Genomic DNA, 9,453 nt, shown 5'->3' with positions numbered 1-9,453 from the left:
TCCATCCATATACGCAAGGAAAAAATGAAATGAGCATTGCAATCGCAAACTGTTCCGGCAACGTCGGTAAGACCACCGCGACGCGTGAATTGCTGGCGCCGCGGCTGCCTCATATGTCTGTGCGGCAAATCGAGTCGATCAATACCGACGACTCAGCCGGCCCCAAGGTCGAGGTGATGATCGCGGCCCGCTTTGACGAGCTTCACGCGGAACTGATGCGTGGCCGCAAGCTGCTCGTCGATATCGGCGCGTCCAACGTCGAGGAGTACTTGAACCGGCTCGATTTGTCCGAAGGCTCGCAAGAAGACTACGCGTGCTTCATCGTTCCGGTCGAGCCGGAAAGCAAGCAGATGAAGGACACGATCAAGACGATCAACATGCTGGCGGATCTGGGCGTCGAGCCAGAGCGCATCCGCGTGCTGCTGAACAAGGTCGAGCTGGTGAAAAGCGAGGCGCGCGAAGTTACGCTGCGTCGACATTTCGGGCAGCTCTTCGAGTTGCATGACCGGAAGGGCACGTTCGTCTTGAACCAGGATGCCCTGGTGCCGAAGAACGACGTGTTTGCGCTCGCGGCTGCTGCCGGCCGCACGATCCATGACATCGCGATCGACGGGATCGACTACAAAGCACAGTTGGCCGATGCCACTTCCGACGCGGAGAAAGACCGCCTGGTGAGACTGGTTGGATTGAAGCGCAAAGCGCTGTCGATCGAGCCGGTGCTCGATCAGGCGTTCAACGCGCTCATGGCAGGGGTCGCCGCATGAACGAGGCGACGCCGCAATCGGATCGTGCCGCGAAGGCGTCGGAGCGCCTTGGCCAAGTGATCGCCACGATGCCGGCGTCGAACGAGCTCGCCGTGCTTGCCGAGATCCTAATCGAGCAGATGAAAGTCGTGGACGCGCAGCATCACGTGGTCATGTTGATGGAATCCACCGATCAGAAGCTAACCACGACGGTGCAGGCGCTGCGCGATGAAAACGCCCAACTCACAAGGCTAGTTGTGCAGGCGCGTCAGGCGTTTGTCGGCGAGGTTGCCGCGAAGGCAGCCGACCAGGCCCGCCGTGCGGCAGCGTCGGAAGTGGCCGAGGAACTGGCCCGGCTGCGCCTCGCAGTGGAGTCGCGCGATCGTGCGATCACCACTCGTTCTTCGGCCGCGGCGATGCGATCGACGCTCAGTTCCCTCGGCGCACAGATCGGCATCGCATTTTGCGCTGGTGCGGCGATTGTATGGATGGCCGGCCACCTGGCGCACGCGCTAGGCATCTAGCGGATGCCCAAATTCTTTCGTTAGGAGGAACGTAGAACCATGCTCGATGGAATCACGCATGTTGACCTTTCGCTGCGAGATCAGGTCGCACATGGCTAGGGCGAAAGCATCCGCGGACCAGCAGCTTTCCAAGCGTGTTGGGTTTCGGCTAAGCGAAACGGAATATGACACGTATCTCAGCAAAGTCGGCGCGTCGGGTATGACGCCGTCGGAGTTCTTCCGCCAATGTGTGCTGACAAATCGGACGCAGATCGTCGAGCGCCCGCGGGTGAGTGTGGAGCGCAAGCGGATTATGTACGTCATCAATAAGACGGGCAACAACATCAATCAACTCGCCCACGTCGCGAACTCCGCGCGCGTGTCCGGCCGCCTGTCCGAATCCACCTTCGTCGCGTTGGTCGACGAGCTGGAGATGATTACCCAGTTGCTTAAAGCCCACCTTCATCGTGTTGATTAGACCGAGCGGCCACCACGACGGCGTTAAAGAGTATCTCGAGGACGGCCGCAAGGTCGGCCGGGAACTCGGCCGTGATGACCTTGATGAACGCGTCGTACTCGCGGGCGACCTCGATTTGACTGATGCAGTGATTCAGTCGATCGACGCCGCGCCCAACGTCGACCGTTACCTGTCGATCACACTGAGCTTTAAGGAAGATCATGTCGATCGTGAGACGCTGTTTCAGATCGCCCGTGACTTCGAGGCGTTCGCGCTGCACGCGTACCGCCCAGATGAATACTGCTTCTATGCCGAGGCGCACCTTCCACGTGTCAAGAGCTATCTCGACAAGTCGTCGGGCGAACTGGTCGAACGCAAGCCGCACATTCACGTTGTCATCCCGAAGCGGAACCTGATTTCTGGGCAAACACTTCGTCCGTTCGGCTTCGATAAGCAGAACTTGCACTTCATCGACGCATTCCAAGAGCACACGAACGCAAAGTACGGGCTCGCAAGCCCGAAGGACAACCGGCGAACACTGCTCACCGACGCGTCGGAAATGATCAGTCGCTATCGCGGCGACCTGTTCCGGGCCAACAGCCGGGAGCTGAAGGAAAAGATTCTCGACTCGATACTCGATCGCCAAATCGAGAGCTATGCCGACTTTATAGCGCTGCTGCGTGAGCACGGCTCTGTACGCATGCGTAACGCTGGCCGAGACGACGCGTACCCGAACGTGAGGCCGGCCGGCGCCGACAAAGGCGTGAACTTGAAGGACACGGTATTCACGCCCGAATTCATTGAACTGACGACCGTCGAAAAACTGCAAGCGTTGTCGGCCGATGCCGCCGACCGGTATGAGGCCGGCGTCGCGAAGCGCCGTACACCCGACGACATCACAGCGGTACTCGACGAGTGGTATGCGAGCCGCGCTCGCGAACTGAAGTATCTCAATAGCGGCGGTCGTCTCTATCAGCAATACCAGGAGTCCTCACCCAACGACCGCGAGCTGATGCTCGCGGAGCTTGAACGCGGTTTCTACGCACAACATCTAAAGGCCCACCATGACCGAGCAGACGACACCATCCCGGGACTCGAACGAGATCTCCGACGACATGGAAGCGTATTTGAATTCGGCGCCCAGCCGGCCGACGCCGTCGACGGGTTCGACGAACGCGAAATCGACCTCGACGCCCCGCGGTGGAAATCCAACTGGGAAGCAGAGGACGTCCCAACCGCCGGCATCGACGGATTCGACAGGTTGGGTGGGCAGTTTGACTTTGTCGCAATTGCCCCGCAATCGTCTCCCGAATCCTTCGACGATCTGCATGGACTGCCCGGCCGGGCTGTGGACGGGCTCGGACATGGACCTGCAGTGCTATTGCCGGATCATGCGCTTTGCCAGTTGGAGCCAGATGACGCCGTACCCGCGAACCGCGTGCGACGGCGTGCAGATCGCGCTGGAGAGCCTGCAACGCAACGACTAGGCTCGCAGGCTCGCGTCGAGCTCGACGCATATCACCGGGCGCTGGAAGCGCACTACGCGTTCGGCGATCCGTTCGAGAGGCTGCCGCCGATGCGGCCACCGCTTGCTCGAGCGCCGTCGGGAATGTCACCGCCAGGGTGGTTTGAAGGCCGTCGGCGCGATCCGTTTCTCGACCAATTCGACGCGATCGGTCCAGCGCTCGATTTCGATACTGCCGGGCCGATCCTGCGGCCCGAGATGCCGGACCGGAGAGACCGGAAGGCCGCAGCCTATGATCGTCAACTGATCGCCGACGGTTTCGCCGCATTGGAACAACGGCTTCGGCAAGAGGGGCGCGCCTATGAGTTCGGCGCACGGCCGCACGACGCCGTCGACCAGTTCGACGATGGGGAAATCGACCTCGAGGCTTTCGCGTGGCAATGCGGTTGGGACGGTGACGATACGCCTGGGCGTGTCATCGATCGGTTCGACACAATCGGTGACGCGTTTGAATTCGAGGCCGCAGCCCAGGTCTTGTTGGAAGAACCGGAGATCCTGGCCGACGCGCCTGCTTTTCGCTCGCGTCGCTCGCACGCCGGCGATGAGGCATTCACTACGCCGCGCCGCACAGGGAGGACGTCTGACAACGTCCTGTGTCAGCTTGCACGGCAAGTGCGCGAGCGGCGCGAAGCGAGCAGTCAGTACGAGGAGTTTCGGGAGATCCGCCAAGGTCTCGACGCCCGGCGCCTACTTGCCGAGCTGTCGTACACGCACGGCGTGCGGCCTGCGAAATACGTGATCGTCGCCGGCCGCGACGGCATCGATCGCATCCGCGCCGGCAAACGCTCGCTGAACGTCTCGGACTTTCTCACGAAAGAATTGAATCTCTCGTGGCGCGAAGCCGCGCCGATGCTGCGCGAGATCTATCAGCGGCAGCAGGCCGGCGAGCCGATTCCAGCGCCGCGCGAGCTACCGCGTGCAGCGCTATGGCGCGAGTATTCAGGCGCACGCGAGTCGCACATTGCGGCCCGCAGTGCCGCGTGGCTCGCCCAGCGTGCAAGTGAGCAGGTGCGCCGCGACAAAATCCGCACCGCATTCGAGACCCGGCGCGATGCGATCAAGCAAGACGTGCGATTGGCTCCGGCGGGCCGACGCGCTGCGACGTCGTTGGCGCGGGCCGAGCGGTTAAGTCGCGAGGATGCCCTGAGGGAGTCGATCGCCGATGAGCGGGCCGCCCTGAACGCGCAGTTCGGGCCGTCTAGCGGCCCGAGCTTTTCCGACTGGCTGCGTACTCGGGCCGAGCAAGGCGACGAGCGCGCCCTCGCGGAGCTACGCCGCACTGCACGCCCAGCGTCGGTCGACGACGCCGACCAAGGATTCAGCGTGATTCGGCCGACTGCGGCCCGGCTGAATGCCGGCGACGACCACAACGCCATCATCTTCCGCTCGGCGTGCCTGTCCTGGTCCGTGGACGACCGCGGCACCGTCACCTACCGCCAGGACGGGCGCGATGTCGTGCGCGATCGCGGCGCCAGCGTGCAGGTGCTGTATGTCGATCGTTCCGCAATCGAGGCCGGGCTGCGCCTCGCACAAAGCAAGTTTGGTAGCACGCTCGAATTAGCCGGCAACGATGACCACCAGCTAGCGGCGGCCAGGGTCGCCGTCGACGCGGGACTGCGCGTGCAGTTCAGCGACGCGCGGCTCAACCGAGCGATGGACAAATATCGCCATACGCGCGTCGACCAACACGTGCGCGACGTGCTTGGGGATTCGAGCCCTGCGCAGCTCACCAACCAACGTCCGCAGCAACAAGCCGATCGCCCCGAGCAGAGTCGGCCAGGTCCGTCCGATGAAACGAAGCCGACCGTCTAATGCGCGATCGGCCACAACCACTCTCCGCATATGGCGCAGTACCTTCGCTCGATACAGGGCCGGTGTCAGCGCGCGCGAGCACGCCTGCCAAAAGCGACGCTCAAGGCGGGAGCCGTCCGCGCATCCTCTCGGAAATGCAGAAGCGCCTCGACGCGTACCTGCGCGATCCGAGCCGCCATCTGCCAACGCTGAACGCCGCGAACGGTAGTGCTCGCCAGCAGCGCCTCGAGCGCCGTGTTGCGTGCGTTCAGCTTTTGCGCGCCATGCTCAAGTATCTCGATCTGGCCAGCCTGCGTGTCGGCATCCCACAGCGCGACGGCGGCTTCTTGAACATCACGTTGCCATTCCTCGCCAAACACGCTGGCCTGCCTGTGCGGCGAGCGGAACGTGCAATGCGTGACCTACTGCATGCCGGCCTCGTGACGGCCCAGCAGCGCGCCGAGCGAACGGAGGACGGCAGCTACCGCGGCTTGGCGTCACTGCGCCAATTACCGGCTGCGCTATTCGGCGCATTCCAGCTTTCGAAGTGGCTGCGCCATGAACGCAGCAAGGCGGTGATGCGCCGCTATCGCGTCGCGGCGCAGGTCGCAAAGGCCGAGCGCGAGCAACTGCGCGGCAGCCGCGCCGAGGCGCAAGCGACACTCGCGCTCAATTCGATCGTTCGGCGCTTACACACCCGACGTCCCGAGGCCACGGCGGAGAGCCCAGACGCGTCGACGGTGGCCACCGATCGCACCGTGGCAATTGCCCGCCGCGTCGGCATCCTAAAAGCCCTTCACCCCGACTGGGACCGCGAGCGCTGCTATGAGGTCGCCAGCAGCGAGCAAAAGTAGCGGACTCGCCCCCCTTCCTCCGCCTCATCGTGGTTGCGCAGCGCTGATGACAGAGCGACCGCCGGCGCGTTTAACTTGAACGAAGCGCGTTCATCACGCTCGGCGAGCGCCGCTTAGCGCCCCACAAACCATGACCCCTGAGTGACTTATCCACAGACGACGGCCGAAAACTGCCGCGCTGTGGCCTAGGCTGTTGGTTAGTTGTCGGGATGAATGGCGCTTAATTGTCGGATCTTAATCAGCGCAGTTTTATCAGTACTCCGGAAAGAAGAATCCACGCCCCCGTATCCGGGGGCACACACGGCGCTACGCGCCTTGGGTACGAAACTGCGGTGGCCCTTCAACCGCTCGGCGGGCGTGGGCGCATCACGGCCCCGAGTACCTCATGCAATCTGAAAAGCAGCTTTGCAGGAGGGGGGCGGTGGCCCTGCCAGCGTGCGCGCGAGATTCGGCACCGGGCGACGCGCGTTGCGCGTCGCCCACACCGCCGGCGAATGCCGGCCGGGTTCTCCAAGGGGTGTCCCCTTGGAGCACGGATATGGGCGGCAAATTGCGTCAGCAATTTGTCGAACATATCTATCGTGCCTCGGCTTGCAGCCGACCACCCGAGGATAGATCGTCTCGGGATCCTACTGAATCGCTTTTGGATCAATCTGGGATTGTCTTTATAGAAGGTCAGATCACAAGCGGATCGTTGCTAGTGCATCGATCGATCAATCACGGCATACTGTCGCCGTTCCCTCTTGCGAGTGCAGCCATGACCGCTCAGATCGCCGCAGAACGCGCACAAAGGCTCGATGCCCTCTCCGTCGCCTCCGACGGTAGGTCCAAGACCGCCCAGCTTCGCGACGTGTTCGACAGCGTCGAGCGCGCGATCCGGGCAGGCGTCCGATATGCCGCGATCATCGAAGACCTCGCACAGACCGGGCTCGTCTTCACCTATCAAACGTTCGCCTTGACCCTAAAAAGGCTTAGACGCGAACGGGGCATCGTCGCCCGGGCTTCACGCTCGACACGCCCGGAATCTCCCCCCGCTCCCAGTCAGCCAGCGAAAGCACCGTCTACCGAAGTGAATCAAGCGCCGGCATCGTCGCCTGTCGCTGAATCGAGGTCGGACGCCGGGGCCACGTCGCCGAGTCAGCGCGTGCGCAGCCCGATTGCGCCCGTTGGCGCACGCCTGCCCGACGACTGGCTCACTGCCGACCTGACGCGAGAACAGAAGCGCCTGCTGACACCCGCGCAGCGAAGCGCGCGCGCGGATGCGGTCGTCAAGGAACTGTGGCCAAACCCTTTCGATCCGGTGCCGCCCAAAAAGGACGACCCCGCCTAAGCAGGGTCCTCGATACGTTCCGTTGGTGATGCGAACGCAAACAGCCGTCTGAGCACTTGCCCGGACGGCTGCTAGTTCAAACGATGCTGAGCTAACGCACGCGCCGCTTACGCTGCCTCGGCTTCGTGCTGCTCGCCTCCGTCAGGCGGTTCGCTCATCGCGTCCGCATCCACCACCGCGTCGTCGTCGGATTCGTCATCGTCGTTTTCCCAATAGCCGTACGCAACCTGTTTCGGGACCTCACGGTTGCGCAGCACTTCGGGCAACCAACCCGAATCCGCCATGCGAAGCTCTGCGGCTGCCGCTGCGTCGGCCTTCTTCATGCCGCGCAATTCGGCCACGCTCTGCGGCGAGACCGCTTCACCCACGACCACCTCGATACGGCTTTTCGGCACATGCTCGAAATATGCCGCACGCGTGGGCTTCCAATAGCGCGCATAGTCCACCGCAAGCGTGTTGGCGATTTCGTTGATCGCATGCGGATGGTCCGCTGCGCTGATGCCGTTGACGGTGGCCGCGACGCAAAAGGCAAACAGGTTCGACATGACGCCTTGCTCCTGCCGCAACAGCCACGCGAGCAGTTCATCGACGCGCTTCGGCAGTAGCTGCGCCCACTTCTCGCGCTCGTCTTCCAATGCTTTCCATGCAACACTCTCGGCCATGTCATCCGCATTCGACAGCAACGCGTCGCGTGTCGTCTGTACCTCGATCTTGACCGCGTGGTCGTAATAGGTGCGCTCGTAGACATCCCGGAACACGGCGGGGATCATGCGGTACATCAGCACGGCCAGGGCGACGGTCGGCTGCTGCGCAAGCTCGATCTGCACAGCAGCCGTGCGGTGCGCCGTCAGTCGTTTGCACAGCTTTTCGCCGTGTAACGGCTTCTCCTTCGATCGTGTCCCGCCTCCCGTTGCGTTGATCGCATAAGCCGCACTGTCCGAATGGGTCGGTGCACGCTCGCGCCGCACTAGGCCGCGCTCGACGCACACCTGCCCGTCCTTGTCGATGTAGATGAAGGCTCCGGCCTTTTTCATGTCATCCGCATCGAACGATTCGAATCGCTCCGTGTACTGATCGAGCGCAAGCGTTGCGGCGGTAGCAGCAGCCTCAAGGCGCTCGCACCGCGCCTCGTCTGGCTCGCCCTCTTCGTCGTAGTAGGCGTCAAGCTCCGCTTGCGCTGCGTCTCGCTTCGCCGTCAGTTCGGCTAGCTCGGCCTTCTCCGTCTTTTTCGGCTTGCGAGTGTGAGACTGAATGTGGCCATGACGCATGATTTCCACCGCGTCATATTTCGTCCGGCACTCGGTCCAGGCCCAGCCTTCAACAGCAACCGTCTGCGATAGCTCGATGAGCCGATCCGTCGCGAGCCGGTGCAAGAGGTCGGCGTCTTCGATGAAACCGGCGTTGGGATCGTCGCTGAAAAGATCGCGCCTCACATACCCGCCCGCCTTTTCATAGGCGTCCAGCCCGACGAACTTGGCCAGGGCGCTCTCGCGTGCGTCGATTTCCGCCTTCGTCAGCGCCGCTTGCAATTGAGCGGGACGGCGCTGCCAGCCCTCTCGCGCCTCCGCCCAAACGCGTTCCTGCGTCGTGTGATCGTCTGCGAGCGCAAGCGCCTTCGCCTGCTCATAGTCGAGCTTGTCCTCACGCAGCAGGTCGAGCAATGATGGCGCAAGGTTCGCGATTTTGAGCGCGCGTCGCACGGCGACGTCCGGAACTTTGAACATAGCGGCGATATGCGCCACGCTCTTACCCTCGTCGACGAGCAGTCGAAACGCCATGCACTCATCGGCGATGTGCATGTCCTCGCGCTCGCGGTTCTCGATCAGCGACGCAGCCACCGCTTCGCCTTCGCTGACGACCAGCACCGGCACCGGGTAATCCTTCGGAATTCGCCCTTTTTCAAATAGCAGATCGAGAGCGGCTTCTCGGCGCTGCCCCGCGCAGACTCCTAGCTTCGGCTCTTTCGCGCGGCCCTTGATTTCATGCACGACAAGGTTCTGCAAGACGCCCTTTTCGGCGATCGTTTCGGCCAATGCCTCGATGCCCGTTGGGGCTCTCTTGCGAACGTTGTAAGGCGAAGGTGCCAGCCGTGAATACGGCACGTACTGGATCGTTGCGCGCTCAACATTCTGCTCATCAACAGTGTGCATCAGAGTTGTCCTCCGGTAATCGGCCTGAGCAACATGCCCGGCCAGCAACTCCATATTAGGGCATTACGCCCTACATGACAAGCATAATATCTTGCGCATT

The 9,453-nt window shown here is 62.5% G+C and carries 7 protein-coding genes; 6 read left to right on the top strand and 1 reads right to left on the bottom strand.

Annotated features, from left to right (window positions below; all coding sequences use genetic code 11):
* The first annotated feature begins 29 nt into the window (after positions 1-29).
* From stbB to C0Z18_RS26630, 6 genes are all read left to right on the top strand, one after another.
* Entirely contained in the window at positions 30-764 is a 735-nt protein-coding gene (gene stbB, locus C0Z18_RS26660) for a StbB family protein (protein WP_102648440.1), read from the top strand.
* A 56-nt stretch (positions 765-820) separates the two neighbouring features.
* On the top strand, positions 821-1,267 hold the full coding sequence (locus C0Z18_RS26655; RefSeq protein WP_233217503.1) for a hypothetical protein: 447 nt from the start codon (positions 821-823) through the stop codon (positions 1,265-1,267).
* 58 nt (positions 1,268-1,325) lie between these two features.
* Positions 1,326-1,724 carry a plasmid mobilization protein gene (locus C0Z18_RS26650; RefSeq protein ID WP_233217502.1) on the top strand — a complete coding sequence of 133 codons (399 nt, stop codon included), beginning with the start codon at positions 1,326-1,328 and terminating at the stop codon, positions 1,722-1,724.
* Positions 1,714-5,040 carry an LPD7 domain-containing protein gene (locus C0Z18_RS33670; protein ID WP_233217501.1) on the top strand — a complete coding sequence of 1,109 codons (3,327 nt, stop codon included), beginning with the start codon at positions 1,714-1,716 and terminating at the stop codon, positions 5,038-5,040. The genes C0Z18_RS26650 and C0Z18_RS33670 overlap by 11 nt, the downstream gene beginning before the upstream one ends.
* Positions 5,041-5,174: 134 nt before the next feature.
* On the top strand, positions 5,175-5,873 hold the full coding sequence (locus tag C0Z18_RS26635; protein ID WP_233217500.1) for a hypothetical protein: 699 nt from the start codon (positions 5,175-5,177) through the stop codon (positions 5,871-5,873).
* A 757-nt stretch (positions 5,874-6,630) separates the two neighbouring features.
* Positions 6,631-7,203: a superantigen-like protein SSL4 gene (locus C0Z18_RS26630; RefSeq protein WP_102648437.1), complete on the top strand. Its 573-nt coding sequence runs from the start codon at positions 6,631-6,633 to the stop codon at positions 7,201-7,203.
* A 107-nt stretch (positions 7,204-7,310) separates the two neighbouring features.
* Here C0Z18_RS26630 and C0Z18_RS26625 read toward each other — a convergent pair whose 3' ends face one another.
* Positions 7,311-9,353: a ParB/RepB/Spo0J family partition protein gene (locus C0Z18_RS26625; protein ID WP_102648436.1), complete on the bottom strand. Its 2,043-nt coding sequence runs from the start codon at positions 9,351-9,353 to the stop codon at positions 7,311-7,313.
* Positions 9,354-9,453 lie beyond the last annotated feature (100 nt).

The sequence above is a fragment of the Trinickia dabaoshanensis genome (assembly GCF_002879885.1).
Taxonomy (GTDB): Bacteria; Pseudomonadota; Gammaproteobacteria; order Burkholderiales; family Burkholderiaceae; genus Trinickia; species Trinickia dabaoshanensis.
The sequence above is the reverse complement of the archived record's forward strand: the minus strand, read 5'-3'. Positions and strand labels throughout refer to the sequence as shown.